Raw genomic sequence first — 21,339 nt, 5'->3', positions numbered from 1 at the left:
GACGACGTTCCTAGGCTGGCGGCAACGCCGCCCGAGAGGAGCCACATCCGTGGAGCCGCAGCACCGCCCTGACGCCACCGCCGCCCTGACGGAGGTCCTGAGCGAGCGGATCATGGTGCTGGACGGTGCGATGGGTACCGCGATCCAGCGCGACCGGCCCGACGAGGCGGGCTACCGCGGTGAGCGCTTCGCCGACCACCCGAGCGACCTGATCGGCAACAACGACCTGCTGACGATCACGCAGCCGCAGATCATCCGGACGATCCACGAGGAATACCTCCGAGCCGGCGCGGACATCATCGAGACCAACACGTTCAACGCCAACGCGGTGTCCCTGGCCGACTACGGCCTCGAGGAGCTCGCCTACGAGCTCAACCACGAGTCGGCCAGGCTCGCCCGCCAGGCCGCCGATGCCGTCGCGAGCGAGGACCGCCCGCGCTGGGTCGCCGGCGCGCTCGGCCCGACGACCCGGACGGCCTCCATCTCGCCCGACGTCAACGACCCGGGCGCGCGCAACGTGTCGTTCGACCAGCTCGCCGACGCCTACCTCGTCGCCGCTCGGGGGCTCGTCGACGGTGGCGCCGACCTGCTGATGATCGAGACGATCTTCGACACCCTCAACGCCAAGGCGGCGATCTTCGCCGTGGAGACGCTCTTCGAGGAGCAGGGGCGCCGTTGGCCGGTGATCATCTCCGGCACCATCACCGACGCGTCCGGTCGTACGCTCTCGGGCCAGGTCACCGAGGCGTTCTGGGACTCCATTCGCCACGCCCGCCCGCTGGCCGTCGGTCTCAACTGCGCGCTCGGCGCGCGGGACATGCGCCCCTACGTCGCCGAGCTGTCGCGGCTCGCCGACTCGTTCGTCAGCGTCTACCCCAACGCCGGCCTGCCCAACGCCTTCGGGGAGTACGACGAGACGCCGGACCAGACGGCCGCGGTCCTCGCGGAGTTCGCCGACGCCGGCTTCATCAACCTCGTCGGCGGGTGCTGCGGCACTACGCCCGACCACATCGCGGCCATCGCCGGCGCGGTCGAGGGCAAGGGCCGTCGCGAGCCCGTCACCCCGGACCCGGTGATGCGGCTCTCCGGTCTCGAGCCGCTGACGATCACCGACGACAGCCTCTTCGTCAACGTCGGCGAGCGCACCAACATCACCGGCTCCGCACGCTTCCGCAAGCTGATCAAGGACGGCGACTACGACGCCGCCCTCGCCGTGGCGGCGCAGCAGGTCGAGTCGGGCGCACAGGTCATCGACGTCAACATGGACGAGGGGATGATCGACGGGGTCGCGGCCATGGACCGCTTCCTCAAGCTCATCGCGGCCGAGCCCGACATCAGCCGCGTGCCGGTGATGGTCGACTCCTCCAAGTGGGAGGTCATCGAGGCCGGCCTCAAGTGCGTGCAGGGCAAGGCGATCGTCAACTCCATCTCCATGAAGGAGGGCGAGGAGTCGTTCCGCGCGCACGCCCGGCTGTGCCGCAAGTACGGCGCCGCTGTCGTCGTGATGGCGTTCGACGAGGACGGCCAGGCCGACAACCTGGATCGGCGCAAGGCCATCTGCGAGCGGGCCTACCGCATCCTCGTCGACGAGGTCGGCTTCCCGCCCGAGGACATCATCTTCGACCCCAACGTCTTCGCCGTCGCCACCGGCATCGAGGAGCACGCCACCTACGGCGAGGACTTCATCGAGGCCACCCGCTGGATCAAGCAGAACCTCCCCGGGGCCAAGGTCAGCGGCGGGATCTCCAACGTCTCGTTCTCCTTCCGGGGCAACAACCCGGTCCGCGAAGCGATCCACGCCGTCTTCCTCTTCCACGCCATCCGCGCCGGGCTCGACATGGGCATCGTCAACGCCGGCGCGCTGGTCGTCTACGACGAGGTCGACGCCGAGCTGCGCGAACGCATCGAGGACGTCGTCCTCAACCGCCGCGCCGACGCCGCCGAGCGGCTGCTCGAGATCGCCGAGCGCTACAACGTCGCCGCCGACGCCGTCGAGGAGGCCGAGCACGAGTGGCGCTCCCTCCCGCTGCGCGAGCGGATCACCCACGCCCTGGTCAAGGGCATCGACGCCCACGTCGAGGACGACACCGAGGCGCTGCGCACCGAGATCGCCGCGGCCGGTGGGCGCCCCATCGAGGTCATCGAGGGTCCGCTCATGGACGGGATGAACGTCGTCGGCGACCTCTTCGGCGCCGGCAAGATGTTCCTGCCGCAGGTGGTGAAGAGCGCCCGCGTGATGAAGAAGGCGGTGGCCTACCTGATCCCCTTCATCGAGGAGGAGAAGATCAAGGACCCCGCGCTCGCCGCCCAGAAGGACACCAACGGCACGATCGTCATGGCCACGGTGAAGGGCGACGTCCACGACATCGGCAAGAACATCGTCGGCGTCGTCCTGCAGTGCAACAACTACGAGGTGATCGACCTCGGCGTCATGGTGCCGGCCCAGAAGATCCTCGACGCGGCCCAGGAGCACGCCGCCGACATCATCGGCCTGTCCGGCCTCATCACGCCGTCCCTGGACGAGATGGTCAACTTCGCCTCCGAGATGCAGCGCCTCGGCCTCGAGATCCCGCTCCTCATCGGCGGCGCCACCACCTCGCGCGCCCACACCGCGGTCAAGATCGACCAGAAGTACGACGGCCCCGTGGTGTGGGTCAAGGACGCGTCCCGGTCCGTGCCCACCGCAGCGGCGCTGCTCAGCCCGACCGGTCGCGAGAAGCTCATGGGTGACGTCAAGGCCGACTTCGACTCCCTGCGCACGCGCCACTCGGCCAAGAACGACCGGCCGATGGTGACGCTGGAGCAGGCCCGCGCCAACGCGACCCCGGTCGACTGGTCGGACTACCACCCGCCCAAGCCCCACATGCTCCTCCAGCAGGACCACGCGGTCTCGCCGCTCACCGGCGTGCGGGCGAGCCAGCACGTACGGGTCTTCCGCGACCAGGACCTCACGACCCTGCGTCGCTACATCGACTGGCAGCCGTTCTTCAACGCCTGGGAGATGAAGGGCGCGTTCCCCGACATCCTCAACAACCCCAGCTCCGGACCGGCGGCCCGCAGGCTCTACGACGACGCGCAGGCGATGCTCGACCAGATGATCGAGGAGAAGTGGATCCGCGCGCACGGCGTGGTCGGCTTCTTCCCGGCCAGCTCGGTGGGCGACGACGTCGAGCTCTACCTCGACGACGACCGCAGCGAGGTGCACGCCACCCTGCGCCACCTCCGTCAGCAGGGCCAGCACCGCGACGGCGTGCCCAACCGGTCGATCGCCGACTACGTCGCGCCCAAGGAGACGGGCCTGCGCGACCACGTCGGTGCCTTCGCGGTGACCGCCGGCGACGGGCTGTCCGACCGGGTCGCGGCCTTCCGTGCCGACCTCGACGACTACAACGCCATCCTGCTCGAGTCGCTCGGCGACCGGTTGGCCGAGGCGTTCGCCGAGCGGCTCCACGAGCGGGTGCGCAAGGAGCTGTGGGGCTACGCGCCCGACGAGCACCTCGACAACGTCGGGCTGATCAAGGAGCAGTACGACGGCATCCGGCCGGCCCCGGGCTATCCCGCCTGCCCGGAGCACACCGAGAAGCAGACGCTCTGGGAGCTCCTCGACGTCGAGGAGCACACCGGCATCAGGCTCACCGAGTCGATGGCGATGTGGCCCGGTGCGTCGGTCAGCGGGTTCTACTACTCCCACCCCCAGTCCCAGTACTTCGTGGTGGGCCGACTGGCCCGCGACCAGGTCGCCGACTACGCCGAGCGCAAGGGCTGGACCCTCGCCGAGGCCGAGCGGTGGCTCTCGCCCAACCTCGGCTACGACCCCGAGGACTGAGCCTGGGCGTCCCCTGCCGGCCGTGCATGGGAGAGTGCCATGCCGGGAACGAGCGACAGGGACGACCTGTCACGTCACGGCGGCGGGTCGCTCGAGCGTGGGACCGTGGGCGGATGGAGGAACGACAGGTGGTTGCGGGCGGCAAGGTCTCGGTGGTGCTCGTCGACGACTCCGTCGACGTGCGGACACTGGTGCGCATGCGGCTCGAGGCCTCGGGGCTGTTCGACGTCAAGGGCGAGGCCGCCGACGGCGAGCAGGCCATCGCGCTCGTGATCCGGCACGAACCCGCGCTGGTGCTCCTCGACGTCTCGATGCCCAGGATGGACGGCCTCGAGACCCTGCCGTCGATCCTCGCGGTGCGACCCGAGACCGCCGTGGTGATGTTCAGCGGCTTCGGAGGCACCCACCTCGTGACCGAGATCCGGGAGCTCGGCGCGATCGACTTCATCGAGAAGTCCATCCCGCTGGAGCAGCTCCCCGACCGCCTCCTGCAGAGCCTGCGTGACAGGAGCCCGGATCCTGTCGCCCCTCCACCGCCCCGGCCCCAGGACGGTCCCGCCGACGCGGGTCAGCCGCGTCTGGACGCGACGCGGCTCGAGCAGGAGATCCTCAACGAGCACCTCGAGGGCTTCCGGGCCCTCTTCGACCGGGCCGCGATCGGCATGGCGACCCTGACCGTGCACGCCACGATCGTGCGGGCGAACGACGCGCTCGCCGAGCTCATGTCGTGCGAGCCGAGCGACCTGGTGGGTGTCGACTACGGGCAGCTGACCGGTGGGAAGGGTGACGTCCTGGACCACCGCCTCGAGGCACTGCGGACCTCCCAGGACAGAGTGGCCACGTTCGAGCACCGCATCCCCGGCCCACCGGGGGCGAGGGACGTACGCACCGCCCTGGTGACGCTCGTCCCGATCCGCGACTCGGCCGGCCAGATGCTCTACGTGTTCGCCCAGGTGCAGGACATCAGCGCCCAGCGGACGGCCGAGGACGAGCTGCACCGCACCGAGGAGAAGTTCCGCCTGCTCGTCGCCGCGGTCGAGGAGTACGCCGTGTTCATGCTCGACACCCGCGGCCGGGTGATGAGCTGGAACGCAGGCGCGCGCCGGATCAAGGGCTACGAGGCGGCAGAGATCATCGGGAGCGACTTCCGGGTCTTCTACCCCACGGAGCAGCAGCTGACGGGGCACCCGCAGCGCAACCTGGAGGCAGCGCTGCGCGACGGGTCGTTCGCCGAGGAGGGCTGGCGCGTACGCCGGGACGGCACCTGGTTCTGGGCCAGCGTCGTGATCAGCCCGGTCCACGACGACAGGGGTCGCCACATCGGGTTCGCCAAGGTCACGCGCGACCAGACCGAGCAGCGGCAGAACGCCGAGCACCGGTTGGAGGCCATGGCCGAGCAGGCACGCCTGCTCGCCGTCACGGCCCACGAGCTCCGCAACCCGACCGCCGTCATCGACGGCAGTGCCCACGCCCTCCAGATGTCGGAGGGCCAGATGGCGGCCGCCGAGCGCGACCAGCTCTTCCGCGGCATCCGGAGCAGCGCGGAGCGCCTGCGCCGGCTCGCCGCCGACCTGACCGCTGCGTCCCAGCTGCAGGGCCCGGGCATGCAGTTCCGGCGACAGAGCGTGTCGCTCCCGGAGCTCGTCCGGGGCGCTGCCGCCCGCCGGGAGGCAGCCAGCCCCGCTGCCCAGGTCGGGGTCGACGTCCCCGACCGTGCCGTCCTCGAGGCGGACGAGGTCCGCATCGCCCAGGCGATCGACAACCTGCTGGATAACGCCCTCCGCCACGGGGCCGCGCCCGTCACGGTCGGCGCGCACGTGCGTGACGACCACGTCGAGCTCCGGGTCACGGACGCCGGCCACGGCGTGCCCGACGAGCTGGTCTCGCGGCTGTTCGACCGGTTCGCGGCGGCCGGAGCCACCGGCGGGACAGGACTGGGCCTGTACCTCGTGCGGGAGATCGCGAGGGGCCACGGCGGCGAGGTCGTCTACGAGCCCCCCGCCCAGGACAGCCCGACGACGTTCCTCATCCGGTTCCCCGTGGCTGCCGCGATCGGCTGACCCCGCGTCACCACGCCGGGCGCCCGCCGGAGGCCGGGCGACCGGGTCACAGGACCACGGCCGCCAGCATCACGAGCGGCAGCGAGACCACTGAGGCGACCGATGTCACGAGCGTCAGTGTCTTGAGCGTGCCCTTGGTCGACAGGCCGAGCAGTGACTTGAACATCCAGAAGAAGTTGCTGTTGACCTGCAGGGCGAACATCGCGCCCGAGGCGATCGCCAGCCCGACGGCGATGGGGGAGATGGTCAGCGAGTCGAGGATCGGGGCGATGATCCCGGCGGCGGTGATCGCCGCCACCGACACCGAGCCGATCGCCAGGTGCAGGACCGCGGCGATGAACCACGCCAGCAGGATGCTCAGCACGACGGGCGCGCCCTCGTCGGCCTGGAAGAGGTCGCCCAGCACGCTGTCGAGGCCGGTGGCCTCGATGACCGCTCCGAGCGAGCCGCCCACACCGGTGATGAGGAGGATCTCGCCGGTCGTGTGGAACCCGTCCTCCATCGCCTCGTTGGTGTGCTCTCGGCCCGACGAGGCGCGCGAGAGGAAGTAGGCCCCGAGGAGGCCGATGAAGAGCGCGATGTTGGCGTCGCCGAGGAAGGCGATGAAGGCGTTCGACCAGCCGCCGAGCTCGGCGAACGCGCCGAACGCGATCAGCAGCAGCGGCACCAGGATCGGCAGCATCAGCACCACGAGCGGGAGCGGGCGTACGCCCTCCCGCTCCTTGGCAGCGGTCGCCTCCGAGTCGCTGCGGGCCCGGGCCTCCTCCGCGGAGCCCGCCTCGCCCGTGAGGTACGCGCGGTCGGCGGCCTCCTGCTCGGCCATCGCCTCGTCGACCTCCTCGTCCGTCTCCGGGTTCCAGAAGCCGCCGGCCGCGAACAGCAAGCGCATCAGCAGGGTCGAGACGAGGGCCGTGACCAGGCCGATCACGACGCCGTACAGGAGCCAGTCGCCGAGGCGGATGTCGAGCAGGCCGGCGATCGAGATCGCCGCGAGGCCGGGGATCACGAAGACGTAGCCGGCGAAGATGCCGCAGCCCAGCGCGGAGGCGAGCACCGGGAGTCCCACCTTGCCGATGAACGGCGACGCCGAGCGCGCGACCGGCGCGGCGAGGACGACCTGCACGTCGACGTAGATCGACGGCATCACCACGGCCAGCATCGACGTCAGGGCGTACGGCAGCCGCCCCGAGCCGACCCGCTGCACCAGGAGCGCGACCAGGCGCCGGAACGCTCCCGTGGAGTGCAGCAGGGAGCCGATCAGCACACCGAAGCCGATCAGCAGGCCGACCTCCGCCATGATCCCGCCGAAGCCGGTGGTGATCGCCTCGACGGTGCCGGCGAAGCCGACCCCGCTGGCCAGTCCGAGGTAGAGGGATCCGAGGATCAGCGAGATCACCGGGTCGATGCGGACCTTGATGATGAGTCCGATGACCAGGACGATCGCGATCGTGGTGTGCAGGGCGACCATGGGCTCTCCAGAGAAGTCGTCGTCCCCGAGAGGCTCCCGAGTGGCCTCCTGTCTACCGGTGCCGGGCGGTGGTTGACCACCCGGTGTCGAGTCCTGGGCGCCCTCGGGTCGGGCGGCCGTCGCTGGATAGGGTCGGTCCTCGTGACATCACACCGCAGCCGGGTCGGCGAGGTCGCCGGCGATCCCACGCCCCTTCCGGCCGCCGTGCTCTGGGACATGGACGGCACGCTCGTCGACACCGAGCCCTACTGGATCGCCACCGAGTACGCGATGGCGGAGAAGTACGGCGGGACCTGGTCGGAGGAGCACGCGCTGAACCTCGTCGGCAACGCCCTGCTCGAGTCCGGCGACTACATCCGCGTGCACATGGGCATCGATCGCACGCCGCAGCAGATCGTCGACGAGCTGCTCGACGGTGTGGTCGCCCGCGTCGAGGAGGAGGTGCCGTGGCGACCGGGCGCCCGTGAGCTCCTGACCGACCTCCAGGACCACGGCATCCCCTGCGCGCTGGTCACGATGTCCTGGCAGCGGTTCGTCGTCCCGATCCTGGCCCAGCTGCCCGCAGGCACCTTCGCGAGCGTGGTGACCGGCGACCGCGTCGAGTTCGGCAAGCCGCACCCCGAGCCGTACCTCACCGCTGCGGCCGAGCTCGGTCTCCACCCGGGGCAGTGCCTCGCGATCGAGGACTCCAACACGGGCGCCAAGTCGGCCGTCGCGGCGGGGTGCACCGTCCTGTGCGTGCCGAACCACGTGCCGATCCTGGAGGGAGACGGCCGGGTCTTCGCCGACTCGCTCGCCGGGCTCGACGCGCAGTCGCTGGGCCGGCTGCTGCCGCCGTCGCTGCCTGCGTGAGGGCCCCCGCCGAGCTCAGTCGGCTGACTCGTCGGTCGACACGTCCGTCGCACCGGCCGGGGTGACCTCGGGCAGCGGAGGGATCGTGCCGCCCTTGGTCGGGCAGTACTGGTGGAAGGAGCACCAGTCGCAGAGGCGGGACGGGCTCGGGCGCCAGTCGCCCGTCTCCCGGGCCAGGCGTATGGCCCGCCACACGGCCTCGACCTTGCGCTCCGTGGCGCGGAGGTCGTCCTCGTCGGGCTCGTAGCGGAGGATCTCGCCGTTGCCGAGGTAGACCAGCTGCAGCACCGACGGCACGACGCCGCGCAGCCGCCAGAGGACGAGCGCGTAGAACTTCATCTGGAACAGCGCCTTGGCCTCGTAGCCCTCGCTCGGAGCCTTTCCGGTCTTGTAGTCGACCACCCGGATCCGGCCGTCGGGAGCAACGTCGACCCGGTCGACGAACCCGCGCAGGAGCAGCTTGGACTCGAGCAGCGCCTCGACGTAGAGCTCCCGCTCGGCCGGCTCGAGCCGCCGCGGGTCCTCGAGGTCGAAGTAGCGGTCCAGCACCGTGCGGCAGGAGGCGAGCCACGCCGCGAGGTCGGGCCCCTCGCCGCCGAACATCTCGGCCAGGCCGGGATCGGCCTCGAGCAGCAGCTCCCAGGTGGGCGTGAGCATGTGGCCGGCCCTCTCGGGCGTGCGTTCCGCCGCCGGTGCGTCGAAGAGGTCCTCGAGCACCTTGTGGACCACGGTCCCGCGGACGGCGTCGGGTGACGGCGGCTCGGGCAGCCGGTCGATGGTGCGGAATCGGTACATCAGGGGGCAGGCCATGAAGTCGCCCGCCCGGCTCGGCGAGATGGCCCCCAGCACGTCGACCCCGTCCACGGGCGTCGAGATCCGGTCCGCGGGGGACTCGGGCACGGTGGGGGTGGCAGGGGCGGGGAGGGGGATCGACATGACGCGGTTCACCCTAGGCGGGTCCACCGACAGCGGGAGGCCGGCGGCAGCGGCCGCGTACGGGCGGCCGACCGCTGTGGGCGAGGTTCGTTAGGGTTCAAGGGTGTCCGAGCCCAGCGATCCAGCGCCTGCCGACGGCGACCAGCGGCGCCCCCCGCGTCCGCGCGGCACGCTGCGCATCGGGTCGATCGTCGGGATCGACGTCCTCATCACCAGCTCGTGGTTCGTCGTGGCGCTGCTCATCTCGCTGGCGTTCGGGCCGCGCATCGAGGCCGCCCAACCCGGTCTGGGGTTCTGGAAGTACGTCGCGGGCTTCGTCTTCGCGGTCGTGCTCTACCTCTCGGTCCTGCTCCACGAGGCGTCCCACGCGGTCGTCGCCAAGCGCCTCGGCTACGGCGTCAACTCGATCACGCTCCACTTCCTCGGCGGCATGACGGAGGTCGACGGGCAGTCGCGGCGCCCCCGCCACGAGTTCTGGATCGCCGTGGTCGGCCCGCTCACCTCGATCGCTGTCGGCGCTGCGTCGGGCGCCGTGGCCTACGTGATGTCCGACGGTCTCGTCCGTGAGGCGATGATCCTCCTCGCGGGCGCCAACCTGCTGATCGGCGTGCTCAACCTCGTGCCGGGCCTCCCGCTCGACGGCGGGCGCGTGCTGAAGGCGCTTGTCTGGGGGGCCTCCGGCAACCAGCACCGCGGCACCATCGTCGCCGGCTGGGGCGGCCGCATCACGGCCCTGGCGCTGCTGGTCTGGCCGCTCGTGCAGGAGCGGGTCATCGGCGAGCCGCCGAGCGTCCTCGACCTCGTCCTCGTGTTCATCCTGGGTCTGTTCCTGTGGACCGGCGCGACGGCCGCGATGGCCCACGCCCGGCTCCGCCAGCGCCTCCCTGCCCTCGTCGCACGCCCGCTCGCACGTCGTACGCTCACCGTCCCCGAGGACCTGCCCCTCGCCGAGGCCGTACGACGCGCGCAGGAGGCCGAGGCGGGCAGCATCGTGACCGTCACCCCCGACGGCACCCCCGTCGGCATCGTGAGCGAGGCGGCGGTCACCGCGATGCCGGCCGAGCGCCGTCCGTGGGTCGCGGTCTCGGCCGTCGCCCGCACGATGGAGGAGGGGCTCACGCTGCCCGCCACCGTCGCGGGGGAGGACCTCATCCTCGCCATCAGCCGACGCCCCGCGGAGGAATACCTCCTCGTCGAGGCCGACGGCCGGATCTACGGCGTGCTGGCGACCGCCGACGTCGACCGGGCGTTTCGCGACAACGCTCGCCGCTGAGGGAAATCGGCCCTCCGAACACTAGGGTTCGCGCCATGTCCGAGCCTTCTCCCGACGTCCCCGCCGAGGCCTGGTCCGGCGTCCACCGCGGCCCCCTGCGCGAGGGCGAGTGGGTCCGCCTGGTCGACAACAAGGGCCGCAAGCACAACTTCGAGCTCGTCGCGGGCAAGCGGTTCTTCTCCAACAAGGGCCACCTCGACCACGACGACATGATCGGGCGCGATGAGGGGTTCACCCTCGTCTCGTCGGCGGGCGGGCAGTACCTCGTCTTCCGCCCGCTGCTCAACGAGTTCGTCGTGTCCATGCCGCGCGGCGCGGCCGTGGTCTACCCGAAGGACGCCGCCCAGATCGTGGCGCTCGCCGACATCTACCCGGGCGCCCGCGTCGTGGAGGCCGGTGTCGGGTCCGGAGCCCTCACCTGCTCGCTGCTGCGAGCCGTCGGCCCGTGGGGCCGCGTGACGTCGTTCGAGCTCCGCGAGGAGTTCGCCGACGTCGCCCGGCGCAACGTCCACCAGTTCTTCTCCGCCCCCGAGGGCCGGACCCACCCGGCCTGGGACCTGCGGCTCGGCGACCTCAAGGAGGGCCTGCCCGTGCTGGGCGGCCAGGTCGACCGCGTCATCCTCGACATGCTCGACCCGTGGAACTGCGTCGACGCGGTCGCCGACGCGCTCGTGCCCGGCGGCATCGTGTGCGCCTACGTCGCCACCACCACCCAGCTCTCCCGCGTGGTCGAGACCCTGCGCGTCCACGGCGGATTCACCGAGCCGCAGGCGTGGGAGTCGCTGGTGCGCGACTGGCACGTGGAGGGCCTGGCCGTCCGTCCGGGTCACAAGATGATCGGGCACACCGCCTTCCTCGTCACCGCGCGCCGGATGGCGCCGGGGGAGCAGCCGCCCCGCAAGACCCGTCGCCCCGCTCCCGGCGCCTACGGTCCGGACTACACCGGCCCCCGCCCGGCCGACGCACCCGCCATCGAGGTGGCCGAGCCCGACCGGGACGCATGAGCGTCGCCGTCCAGCGCCTCGAGCGCGGCTGACGGACCCCCGCGCGGTGGCGCGAAACGGTGGTCAACACGTCGAGATATTCACTTCCGTCCCATGGATCCATGGGTAGTGTCACTGAGCAGGAGGTGCGAGATGACTGAGCCGACCCGCGAGCAACTTGCCACTCAGGTGCGCTACCTGGAGGACGAGGTCACCGACCTGCGCCGCCGGCTGGAGGACCTGCCCGGTCAGTCGCGCGGCCTGGAGACCCGGCTGGCCGACGCGCAGCGGTCCCTGGCGGCCGTCTCGAGCCAGAACGAGCGGCTCGCCCAGACGCTGCGCGACGCGCGCGACCAGATCACCACGCTCAAGGAGGAGGTCGACCGTCTGGCGCAGCCGCCGGCGGGCTTCGGCACGTTCCTCGGGCGCAACGACGACGACTCCGTCGACGTCTTCACCGGCGGGCGCAAGCTCCGCGTCAGCGTGAGCCCCGCCGTCGAGCTCGACGGGCTCGTGCGCGGCCAGGAGGTCATGCTCAACGAGGCCCTCAACGTGGTCGCCGCCCTCGACTTCGAGCAGGTGGGCGAGGTCGTCATGCTGAAGGAGATCCTCGCCGACGGCGAGCGGGCCCTCGTGATCGCCAACGCCGACGAGGAGCGCGTGGTCCGACTCGCGGAGCCGCTGTGCGCCGAGGACGTCACGATCCGGGCCGGCGACTCGCTGCTGCTCGACACCCGGGCCGGCTACGTCTACGAGGTCGTCCCGAAGTCGGAGGTCGAGGAGCTCGTCCTGGAGGAGGTGCCCGACATCGACTACACGCAGATCGGCGGCCTCACCACCCAGATCGACGCGATCCGCGACGCCGTCGAGCTGCCCTACCTGCACCCGGAGCTGTTCAAGGACCACGAGCTCAAGCCGCCCAAGGGCGTCCTGCTCTACGGCCCGCCGGGCTGCGGGAAGACGCTGATCGCCAAGGCGGTCGCCAACTCGCTGGCCAAGAAGGTCTCCGAGCGCACGGGGGCGTCGGGGAAGTCCTACTTCCTCAACATCAAGGGACCCGAGCTGCTCAACAAGTACGTCGGCGAGACGGAGCGGCACATCCGTCTGGTCTTCCAGCGCGCGCGCGAGAAGGCCTCGCTCGGCACCCCGGTCATCGTCTTCTTCGACGAGATGGACTCGCTCTTCCGCACCCGCGGCTCGGGCGTGTCCTCCGACGTGGAGAACACGATCGTGCCCCAGCTGCTCAGCGAGATCGACGGCGTGGAGGCGCTCGAGAACGTCCTCGTGATCGGCGCCTCCAACCGCGAGGACATGATCGACCCCGCCATCCTGCGACCCGGTCGCCTCGACGTGAAGATCAAGATCGAGCGCCCCGACGCCGAGTCGGCACGCGACATCTTCTCGAAGTACCTCACGCCGAGCCTGCCGCTGCACGCCGAGGACCTCACTGAGTTCGGTCAGGACCGCACCGCCACCGTCAACGCGATGATCCGCGCGACGGTGGAGCGGATGTACACGGAGTCGGAGGAGAACCGGTTCCTCGAGGTGACGTACGCCAACGGCGACAAGGAGGTCCTCTACTTCAAGGACTTCAACTCCGGCGCGATGATCCAGAACATCGTCGACCGGGCCAAGAAGATGGCGATCAAGGACTTCCTCGACAGCGACCTCAACCCCGCCCAGCGCGGTCTCCGCGTCCAGCACATGCTCCAGGCGTGCGTGGACGAGTTCAAGGAGAACGAGGACCTGCCCAACACCACCAACCCTGACGACTGGGCGCGGATCTCGGGCAAGAAGGGCGAGCGGATCGTCTTCATCCGCACGCTCATCACGGGCAAGCAGGGCACCGAGCCGGGTCGCTCGATCGACACGGTGGCCAACACCGGCCAGTACCTCTGAGGTGCGCGTGAGCCACGAGGACGACCTCGGCCACGGCGACATCGAGGCCGCCCTCGCTGCGCGGCGCGAGCTCGGTGCCCGCTACGACGCCGAGCTCGTCGACGGCTTCGCCGAGCGCATCGAGCGTGCGGTGGAGCGGCGGGCGGCCCAGCGGGGCGAGCTGCAGCAGCGTCGTACCGCCGGCACCGAGGGCGGCCGCATCCGGCAGTTCGTCCTCGGCCTCGTCTCGGTCGGTGTCGGCGTCCCGATCACGATCGTGCCGATGGTGGCCACGGACAACGGGCTGCCCGCGGTCATCGTGGCCTGGCTGGGCATCGGGGCGGTCAACGTCGCCCACGCCTCGACGCTCAACGGTCCGCGCCCCCGCGACTGAACCGGCGCGACACCCCTGCGGAGGAGTTGCCGACGCGCTGGCGGGCACTAGGTTGACCGGATGCGAACCATTCTGATCATCGTCGTCATCGTCGTCATCGTGCTGTTCCTCGTCGGGTTCCTCCGTCGCGGACGCTGACCTGCCCCGACCGATCTATCCGGCCACGAGCCGGTAGACGTACGTCCACGGGCGGGAGAGGGCCGGTCCGGGCAGGTAGTCCTGCTCCCGGTCCTCGACCCGCCACCCCGCGGCCGCAACGAGCGCGGGCACGTCGCGGGTCAGGTGGCAGCCGGCGAAGACGGTTCGCTGCACCGGCTCCATCCGGCGCTGCCACCGGCGTACGGACTCCTGCGGCGCGATGCCGTGCTCGAGCGCGTGCAGCCGCCCCCCGTCGCGCACGACGCGCCGGGCCTCGCGGAGCGCCAGCAACGGGTCCGGGATGGTGCAGAGGCTGAAGGTGACCAGGGCGTTGTCGTGGGAGTCGTCGGGCAGGTCGAGGCGCTGCCCGTCGAGCCCGGCTCGCTCCACCACCAGGTCGCTGCCCGCGCGATGGCGCTCCGAGAGCCGCCAGCCCAGGTCGGAGGGCTCGATCGCGGTGACGGACCTGACCTCCGGCGGGTACCAGCGGACGTTGAGCCCGCTGCCGAAGCCGATCTCCAGCACCCGCCCGGTGAGCCCGGCGCAGGTGGCCTCACGCAGCTCGCTGACGTCGTCGCCGCGCAGGGCGAGGTCCGTCAGCCGTGGTACGACGCGCTCGTCCCACACCCGTAGGCTCATGGCATGAGCGTACGCCGCGTGATGGGGACCGAGGTCGAGTACGGCATCTCGGTGCAGGGGCAGCCGTCGGCCAACCCGATGGTCGCGTCCTCCCAGATCGTCAACGCCTACGCCAGCTCCACGGTGAAGGCGAGGCGCGCGCGCTGGGACTTCGAGGAGGAGTCGCCGCTGCGTGACGCTCGCGGCTTCGACATGGCCCGCCAGGTGGCCGACCCGAGCCAGCTCACCGACGAGGACCTCGGCCTGGCCAACGTCATCCTCACCAACGGCGCGCGGCTCTACGTCGACCACGCGCACCCGGAGTACTCCTCGCCGGAGGTGACGACGCCGCTCGACGTCGTCCGCTGGGAGAAGGCGGGGGAGCAGGTGATGCTCGACGCGTCGCGGATGGCGGCGCAGGTGCCCGGCAGCGCCCCGATCGTGCTCTACAAGAACAACACCGACAACAAGGGCGCGTCTTACGGCGCCCACGAGAACTACCTGATGCGGCGCTCCACGTCGTTCGCCGAGATCGTGCGTCACCTGACGCCGTTCTTCGTCTCCCGCCAGGTGGTCACCGGCGCGGGCCGCGTCGGCATCGGCCAGGACGGGCGCGACACGACGCCCGAGCGCGGCTTCCAGATCAGCCAGCGCGCGGACTACTTCGAGGTCGAGGTGGGTCTCGAGACGACCCTGAAGCGGCCGATCATCAACACCCGCGACGAGCCGCACGCCGACCCCGCCGTCTACCGCCGCCTCCACGTCATCCTGGGCGACGCCAACCTCGCCGAGGTCTCGATCTACCTCAAGACCGGCACCACCTCGCTCGTGCTCGCGATGATCGAGGACGGCTTCATCGACCGCGACCTGAGCGTCGAGGGGGCGGTCAAGGCGTTGCGCGAGGTCTCGCACGACCCGACGCTGCGGCACCTCGTCACCCTGCGCGACGGGCGCCGGCTGACCGCCGTACAGCTGCAGCTGGAGTACCTCGACCTCGCCCGCAAGTACGTCGAGGACCGCTACGGCGCCGACGCCGACGCGCAGACCGTGGACGTCCTCGCCCGCTGGGAGTCGGTGCTCACCCGGCTCGAGCGCGACCCGATGGAGTGCGCCGGGGAGCTCGACTGGGTCGCCAAGCTCAAGCTGCTCACCCAGTACCGCGACCGTGACGACCTCGACTGGGACGACGCCAAGCTTCACCTCATCGACCTGCAGTACGCCGACGTACGACCGGACAAGGGGCTCTACCACCGCCTCGCCGCGGCCGGTCGCATCGAGCGACTGCTCGACGACGCGACGATCGAGGCGGCGATGCACGACCCGCCGGTCGACACCCGCGCCTACTTCCGCGGCAGGTGCCTCGACAAGTACGCCGACTCGGTGGCCGCCGCGTCGTGGGACTCGGTGATCTTCGACCTCCCCGGCCGCGAGTCGCTCCAGCGGGTGCCCACCATCGACCCCCTCCGCGGCACGCGCGCCCACGTCGGGGAGCTGATCGACCGCAGCGACTCCGCCCAGGCCCTGGTCGCGGCGATCACCCGCTGAGGGGCTTCGGAGCCGTCTGCCGTGCGTCGGTTTCCCCGCTCGAGCGGGGTCGGTTTCCCCGCTCGAGCGGGGAAACCGACTCCCGGAGGCCTTTGCAAAGGCCTCCAGGAGCCAGAACAGGCCTACAAGCCCGGGTCAGCGCGGTCGTACGACGTACGACTCGCCCGTCCGCCGCGGGTGAACGTCCTTGTGGCGTCGGTGGGAGTGGATAGGGTCGAGGCATGGCCCAGGAGCAGAAGCAGCCGCGCAAGTCCTCGCAGGAGGAGACGGCGACCGAGGAGGTCGTGGAGTCCGACGTCGCCGAGCGCAAGGAGATGATCGACGAGGACGTCGACGCGATCCTCGACGAGATCGACGAGGTCCTCGAGACCAACGCCGAGGACTTCGTGAAGTCGTTCATCCAGAAGGGCGGTCAGTGAGCCGCATGAGCGACTCCCGCCTGCCTGCGTCCTACATGACTCCAGGGACGTCGAGCTTCGCCGACTTCCTCGGCGCCCAGGCGCCGGACCTGCTGCCGTCGCGGCGCGCGGTCCCCACCGGTGACGCCGGCAGCCTGGCCCCGCACGGGACCACGATCGTCGCGGCCACCTTCGCCGGCGGCGTCGTCATGGCCGGGGACCGGCGGGCGACGATGGGCAACATCATCGCTCAGCGCGACATCGAGAAGGTCTTCCCGGCCGACGAGTTCTCGGTGGTCGGCATCGCCGGCACCGCGGGCCTCGCCGTCGAGATGGTGCGGCTGTTCCAGACCGAGCTCGAGCACTACGAGAAGATCGAGGGCACGACGCTGTCGATGGACGGCAAGGCCAACCGGCTCGCCGCCCTCATCCGCGCCAACCTCGGCCTGGCGATGCAGGGCCTGGCCGTCGTGCCGCTCTTCGCCGGCTACGACCTCACCGCCGACCAGGGACGCATCTTCAGCTACGACGTGACCGGCGGGCGCTACGAGGAGACGGCCTTCCACTCGGTCGGCTCCGGCTCGCTGTTCGCCCGGGGCTCGCTCAAGAAGCTCTACCGCGACGACCTCGACGCCGAGGGCGCGGTCACGGCCGTGATCCAAGCGCTCTACGACGCCGCCGACGACGACTCGGCCACCGGCGGCCCCGACCTGACCCGGCGCATCTTCCCGGTGGTTCACGTGATCACGCCCGACGGCGGCCGCCGGCTGCCCGACGACGAGGTCTCGGCCATCGCCGACCGGGTCATCACCGCCCGGATGCAGCGCCCCGACGGCCCGGCCGCGGCCCTCACCTGATTGTGACCAAGGAGCTTTAGTGAAGAGCGAGCGAAGCGAGCACGCGACCGAGCGCAGCGAGGGCGCCATCGAGAACAGCCATGCCCTGGCATGCTCATGTGAGCCCGGAGTCCGAGCATGAGCATGCCGTTCTACGTCTCGCCCGAGCAGCTGATGAAGGACCGGGCGGACTTCGCCCGCAAGGGCATCGCCCGCGGTCGCTCCGTCATCGCGGTGCAGTACGCCGACGGGGTCCTGTTCGTCTCGGAGAACCCCTCGAAGGCGCTGCACAAGGTCAGCGAGATCTACGACCGGATCGCCTTCGCGGCGGTCGGTCGCTACAACGAGTTCGAGAACCTCCGCATCGCCGGCGTACGCCTCGCCGACATGCGCGGCTACGCCTACGACCGGCGCGACGTCACCGGTCGCGGCCTCGCGAACGCCTACGCCCAGACCCTCGGCACGATCTTCTCCTCCGGCGGCGAGAAGCCCTACGAGGTCGAGATCTTCGTCGCAGAGGTCGGCGACGCGCCCGAGGACGACCAGCTCTACCGGCTCACCTACGACGGCCAGGTGGCCGACGAGCACGGCTACGCCGTGATGGGTGGGGCGGCCGAGACGGTGGCCGGCCACCTCGCCGAGCACTACGTCGGCGGCGCCTCGCTGGAGGAGACGCTCCGGGTCGCGGTCGCGGCCCTGGGCCACGGCGAGTCCGAGGACCGGGTGATCCCGGCCGGCGACCTCGAGGTCGCCGCTCTCGACCGCACCCGAACCCAGCCCCGCAAGTTCCTCCGGCTGCGCGAGACGCGCCTCGTCGAGATCCTCGGCGGGCGCGGGGTCGAGCAGGCCGACGAGGCGGCACCCGAGGACGCGCTCGCCGGGTCCGGTCCGCGGCAGTCCGGTCAGGACGACCCGGCCGACCCCACCGACCAGGTCTCCGGAGCCACGCCGCCCCTCGAGGACCCGGTCACCGGCGAGCCGCCCGTGGCTCCGCCGACGACCGAGCCCCCGGTCGCACCCCCGGTCGCCCCACCTCCGCCGGCCCCCGAGCCGGGCCAGCCTCCGACGCCCGGCGCACCCCCGCCGCCGACCGAGCCCGGTCAGGTCTGAGCGTCCTCGGGGCTCAGCGCAGGTTGAGCCCCGGCCACTCGGTCGTCGGCTCGGTGGGGATGCCGTTCAGGCGTCGGCGGTAGCGCACCGACGAGTCGAACTCGGCCAACGCGCTCCACAGCCGTTGGTGGGCGGCCCAGGGGAGCGGACCCGAGGGACGCACGTTGCCGTCCGGGCCGAACTCGTGCCAGGCGCCGCCGAAGCCGATCCAGGCGGGTGTCCAGTCGGAGGCTTCGTCCCACGCGCCACGCCGCTGCTCGACCAGCCTCCTGCGGATCTGGAACTCCATCCGTGCCCCGTCGACGACGACGGGTGCGGTGCGGACGGGCCACAGCCACATGTCGTCTGTCATGACCCGCAGCTCGAGGTCCTGGACGACGTCCGGCTCGACCAGCACGGTCGCGACGAGGTGGCGAGGTCCCATGGGGGAACGCTCACCCGAGCGGCGGCCGGCCGTCAAGGGCGGCCTGCAACCCGGAAGGCAGGCAAGTTTCCGCGCGGAGTGACGCGCCGGGCGTGGTCCGCGGTCCTAGGGTGGGTCCATGGACCGGCGGATCTTCGGCATCGAGAACGAGTACGGCGTCACGTGCACGTTCAAGGGGCAGCGCCGGCTGAGCCCCGACGAGGTCGCCCGCTACCTCTTCCGCAAGGTCGTCAGCTGGGGCCGTTCGTCCAACGTCTTCCTCCGCAACGGCGCGCGGCTCTACCTCGACGTCGGCAGCCACCCGGAGTACGCCACCCCGGAGTGCGACGACATCGTCGACCTCGTCACGCACGACAAGGCGGGCGAGCGCATCCTCGAGGGCCTGCTGCTCGACGCCGAGGCGCGCCTGCACGAGGAGGGCATCGCCGGCGACATCTACCTGTTCAAGAACAACACCGACTCCGCCGGCAACTCCTACGGCTGCCACGAGAACTACCTCGTCGGCCGCGCGGGGGAGTTCAGCCGGCTGGCCGACATCCTGATCCCGTTCCTGGTGACCCGGCAGATCGTCGTCGGCGCCGGCAAGGTCGTCATGACGCCGCGCGGTGCGTCGTACAGCGTGAGCCAGCGTGCCGAGCACATCTGGGAGGGCGTCAGCAGCGCCACCACCCGCAGCCGGCCCATCATCAACACCCGCGACGAGCCGCACGCCGACGCGGAGCGGTTCCGGCGCCTGCACGTCATCGTCGGCGACTCCAACATGAGCGAGACCACCACGATGCTCAAGGTGGCCTCCTGCGACCTCGTGCTGCGGATGATCGAGGAGGGCGTGGTGATGCGCGACCTCACGATGGAGAACCCGATCCGCGCGATCCGCGAGATCAGCCACGACACGACCGGCCGCCGCAAGGTGCGCCTGGCCAACGGCCGCGAGGCGAGCGCACTGGAGATCCAGGCCGAGTACCTCGGCAAGGCCCGCGACTTCGTCGACCGTCGACAGATCTCCACGCCGACCATCGAGCGGGCGCTCGACCTGTGGGAGCGCGGCCTCAAGGCCGTCGAGTCCGACGACCTCGGCCTGGTGGACCGCGAGATCGACTGGGTCATCAAGCTCAAGCTGATCGAGCGCTACCGCGCCAAGCACGGCCTGTCCCTCGGCGACGCCCGGATCGCGCAGCTCGACCTCGCGTACCACGACATCCACCGCGGGCGCGGGCTCTACTACCTGCTCGAGAAGCGCGGTGCCGTCGCCCGCGTGAGCAGCGACCTGAAGATCTTCGAGGCCAAGAGCGTGCCGCCGCAGAACACCCGCGCGCGCCTCCGGGGTGAGTTCATCCGCCGCGCGCAGGAGCGTCGCCGCGACTTCACCGTCGACTGGGTGCACCTCAAGCTCAACGACCAGGCCCAGCGCACGGTGCTGTGCAAGGACCCGTTCAAGGCGTACGACGAGCGGGTGCAGCGCCTCATCGACGGCATGTGACCATCCCACGACCGGCCGACGCGGACGTCGCGGCGGTGTCGCGGCAGTGGGCGTGGGGTGTGCTGGATAGGGTGTCCGGGCAACGCCGACCGATCGAACAGGTGAACCCGTGTCTCGTGTACGTTCCGCTGCCCTCAGCGGTGTCCTTTCCCTCAGCATGCTCGGTTTGGCCGCCTGCGGCTCGGGCTCCAGCGACCCCCAGGAGGGCGGTGAGTCCCTCAGCTCGGTGACCATCGAGGGCGACCAGGGCTCGGAGCCGAAGGTCACCTTTGACGGCCGCCTCGACGGCTCGAAGGAGGAGACCGAGGTCCTCGTCGAGGGCGACGGCGAGGAGGTCGCCGACGGCGACACCGTGAAGGCCAACTGGTGGATCGGCAACGGCTTCACCGAGAAGAAGGCGCAGAGCACCTGGACCAAGGACGGCGCGCCCCAGTCGGTTGAGATGTCGGAGGACATCGTGCCCTTCCTGCGCGAGACCGTCGTGGGCAATCAGGTCGGCGACCGCGTCGTGCTGCTTACCAGCGCCGAGGAGGCTTTCGGTGAGGGCGGACGCCCCGACATCGGCATCGGCAACAAGGACGCCGTGCTGGCGGTCGTCGACATCCTCGGGACGTCCGAGACGGTGCCGCCGCTCGACGGCCCGCAGGGCGAGGACAAGAAGCCCGCGGGCTGGGCGCCGGAGCTGGTCGAGAAGGACGGTGTCATCACCGGCCTCGACTTCAGCACCGCCCACAAGCCCACCGGCAAGCTGATCGCCACCACGCTCGTGAAGGGCGACGGGCCCAAGGTGAAGGCCGGTCAGACCCTCACCGTCGACTACCTCGGCCAGGTCTACGACGCCGACAAGCCGTTCGACGAGTCCTACAGCGGCGAGCCGGCCGAGTTCCCGATCGGCGTCGGCCAGGTCATCCCGGGCTGGGACGAGCGCCTCGTGGGTCGCACCGTCGGATCGCGCGTGATCCTGGAGATCCCGCCGGCCGACGGCTACGGCGAGCAGGGCAACGAGCAGGCCGGGATCAAGGGCACCGACACCTTGTTCTTCGTCGTCGACATCCTCGGCGCTTCCTGACCCGACTGACTGGCGCAGGGGAGAGGGCGGACGGCATGGTGCAGCCACGGG

General features: G+C 70.8%; 17 protein-coding genes. 13 read left to right on the top strand and 4 right to left on the bottom strand.

The annotated features are described in order from the left end of the window. Positions 1-49 precede the first annotated feature (49 nt). Both metH and ACFQW6_RS04565 read left to right on the top strand, forming a co-directional pair. Entirely contained in the window at positions 50-3,826 is a 3,777-nt protein-coding gene (gene metH / locus ACFQW6_RS04570; protein ID WP_378541744.1) for a methionine synthase, read from the top strand. Between the two features lie 113 nt (positions 3,827-3,939). Further along, positions 3,940-5,886, top strand: a complete 1,947-nt coding sequence (locus tag ACFQW6_RS04565) for a PAS domain S-box protein (RefSeq protein WP_378541742.1) — start codon at positions 3,940-3,942, stop codon at positions 5,884-5,886. 46 nt (positions 5,887-5,932) lie between these two features. Here ACFQW6_RS04565 and ACFQW6_RS04560 read toward each other — a convergent pair whose 3' ends face one another. Next, positions 5,933-7,354, bottom strand: a complete 1,422-nt coding sequence (locus ACFQW6_RS04560) for a GntP family permease (RefSeq protein WP_378541740.1) — start codon at positions 7,352-7,354, stop codon at positions 5,933-5,935. Positions 7,355-7,495: 141 nt separating this feature from the next. Between ACFQW6_RS04560 and ACFQW6_RS04555 the strand changes: the two genes are divergently transcribed. Further along, positions 7,496-8,206, top strand: a complete 711-nt coding sequence (locus ACFQW6_RS04555; protein WP_378541738.1) for an HAD family hydrolase — start codon at positions 7,496-7,498, stop codon at positions 8,204-8,206. A gap of 15 nt (positions 8,207-8,221) precedes the next feature. Here the strand turns inward: ACFQW6_RS04555 and ACFQW6_RS04550 are convergent, their stop codons facing one another. Continuing rightward, positions 8,222-9,142: a RecB family exonuclease gene (locus ACFQW6_RS04550; protein WP_378541736.1), complete on the bottom strand. Its 921-nt coding sequence runs from the start codon at positions 9,140-9,142 to the stop codon at positions 8,222-8,224. A gap of 103 nt (positions 9,143-9,245) precedes the next feature. On the opposite strand from ACFQW6_RS04550, the gene ACFQW6_RS04545 reads away from it, so the two are divergent. The 4 genes from ACFQW6_RS04545 to ACFQW6_RS04530 all read left to right on the top strand — a co-directional run bounded on the left by ACFQW6_RS04545 (position 9,246) and on the right by ACFQW6_RS04530 (position 13,670). Continuing rightward, positions 9,246-10,415 (top strand): site-2 protease family protein, encoded by a 1,170-nt coding sequence (locus tag ACFQW6_RS04545; protein ID WP_378541734.1) that lies wholly within the window; start codon positions 9,246-9,248, stop codon positions 10,413-10,415. Positions 10,416-10,450: 35 nt separating this feature from the next. Next, positions 10,451-11,419 (top strand): tRNA (adenine-N1)-methyltransferase, encoded by a 969-nt coding sequence (locus ACFQW6_RS04540; protein ID WP_378541732.1) that lies wholly within the window; start codon positions 10,451-10,453, stop codon positions 11,417-11,419. Positions 11,420-11,551: 132 nt separating this feature from the next. Next, positions 11,552-13,297 (top strand): proteasome ATPase, encoded by a 1,746-nt coding sequence (arc, locus tag ACFQW6_RS04535; RefSeq protein WP_378541730.1) that lies wholly within the window; start codon positions 11,552-11,554, stop codon positions 13,295-13,297. A gap of 7 nt (positions 13,298-13,304) precedes the next feature. Next, complete coding sequence (locus ACFQW6_RS04530) at positions 13,305-13,670, top strand: hypothetical protein (RefSeq protein WP_378541728.1); 366 nt, start codon at positions 13,305-13,307, stop codon at positions 13,668-13,670. A 153-nt stretch (positions 13,671-13,823) separates the two neighbouring features. Here the strand turns inward: ACFQW6_RS04530 and ACFQW6_RS04525 are convergent, their stop codons facing one another. After that, positions 13,824-14,447 carry a class I SAM-dependent methyltransferase gene (locus ACFQW6_RS04525; RefSeq protein ID WP_378541726.1) on the bottom strand — a complete coding sequence of 208 codons (624 nt, stop codon included), beginning with the start codon at positions 14,445-14,447 and terminating at the stop codon, positions 13,824-13,826. A gap of 3 nt (positions 14,448-14,450) precedes the next feature. On the opposite strand from ACFQW6_RS04525, the gene dop reads away from it, so the two are divergent. The 4 genes from dop (at position 14,451) to prcA (ending at position 18,315) form a co-directional block, all read left to right on the top strand. Continuing rightward, positions 14,451-15,971: a depupylase/deamidase Dop gene (gene dop / locus ACFQW6_RS04520; protein ID WP_378541724.1), complete on the top strand. Its 1,521-nt coding sequence runs from the start codon at positions 14,451-14,453 to the stop codon at positions 15,969-15,971. Positions 15,972-16,192: 221 nt separating this feature from the next. Continuing rightward, entirely contained in the window at positions 16,193-16,390 is a 198-nt protein-coding gene (locus ACFQW6_RS04515) for a ubiquitin-like protein Pup (protein ID WP_056907732.1), read from the top strand. Between the two features lie 5 nt (positions 16,391-16,395). After that, entirely contained in the window at positions 16,396-17,226 is an 831-nt protein-coding gene (prcB, locus tag ACFQW6_RS04510; RefSeq protein ID WP_378541721.1) for a proteasome subunit beta, read from the top strand. Between the two features lie 117 nt (positions 17,227-17,343). Further along, on the top strand, positions 17,344-18,315 hold the full coding sequence (gene prcA / locus ACFQW6_RS04505) for a proteasome subunit alpha (RefSeq protein ID WP_378541719.1): 972 nt from the start codon (positions 17,344-17,346) through the stop codon (positions 18,313-18,315). 13 nt (positions 18,316-18,328) lie between these two features. Here prcA and ACFQW6_RS04500 read toward each other — a convergent pair whose 3' ends face one another. Beyond that, positions 18,329-18,739 (bottom strand): hypothetical protein, encoded by a 411-nt coding sequence (locus ACFQW6_RS04500; RefSeq protein WP_378541717.1) that lies wholly within the window; start codon positions 18,737-18,739, stop codon positions 18,329-18,331. Between the two features lie 118 nt (positions 18,740-18,857). On the opposite strand from ACFQW6_RS04500, the gene pafA reads away from it, so the two are divergent. Beyond that, positions 18,858-20,219: a Pup--protein ligase gene (gene pafA, locus ACFQW6_RS04495; RefSeq protein ID WP_378541715.1), complete on the top strand. Its 1,362-nt coding sequence runs from the start codon at positions 18,858-18,860 to the stop codon at positions 20,217-20,219. A gap of 109 nt (positions 20,220-20,328) precedes the next feature. Further along, positions 20,329-21,288, top strand: a complete 960-nt coding sequence (locus ACFQW6_RS04490) for an FKBP-type peptidyl-prolyl cis-trans isomerase (RefSeq protein WP_378541713.1) — start codon at positions 20,329-20,331, stop codon at positions 21,286-21,288. The last annotated feature ends 51 nt before the right edge of the window (positions 21,289-21,339 follow it).

It is taken from the genome of Nocardioides sp. GCM10028917, from assembly GCF_042666175.1.
Lineage (GTDB): Bacteria > Actinomycetota > Actinomycetes > Propionibacteriales > Nocardioidaceae > Nocardioides.
Note: the sequence above shows the minus strand (reverse complement) of the source record. Positions and strands in the feature narration are given on the sequence as shown.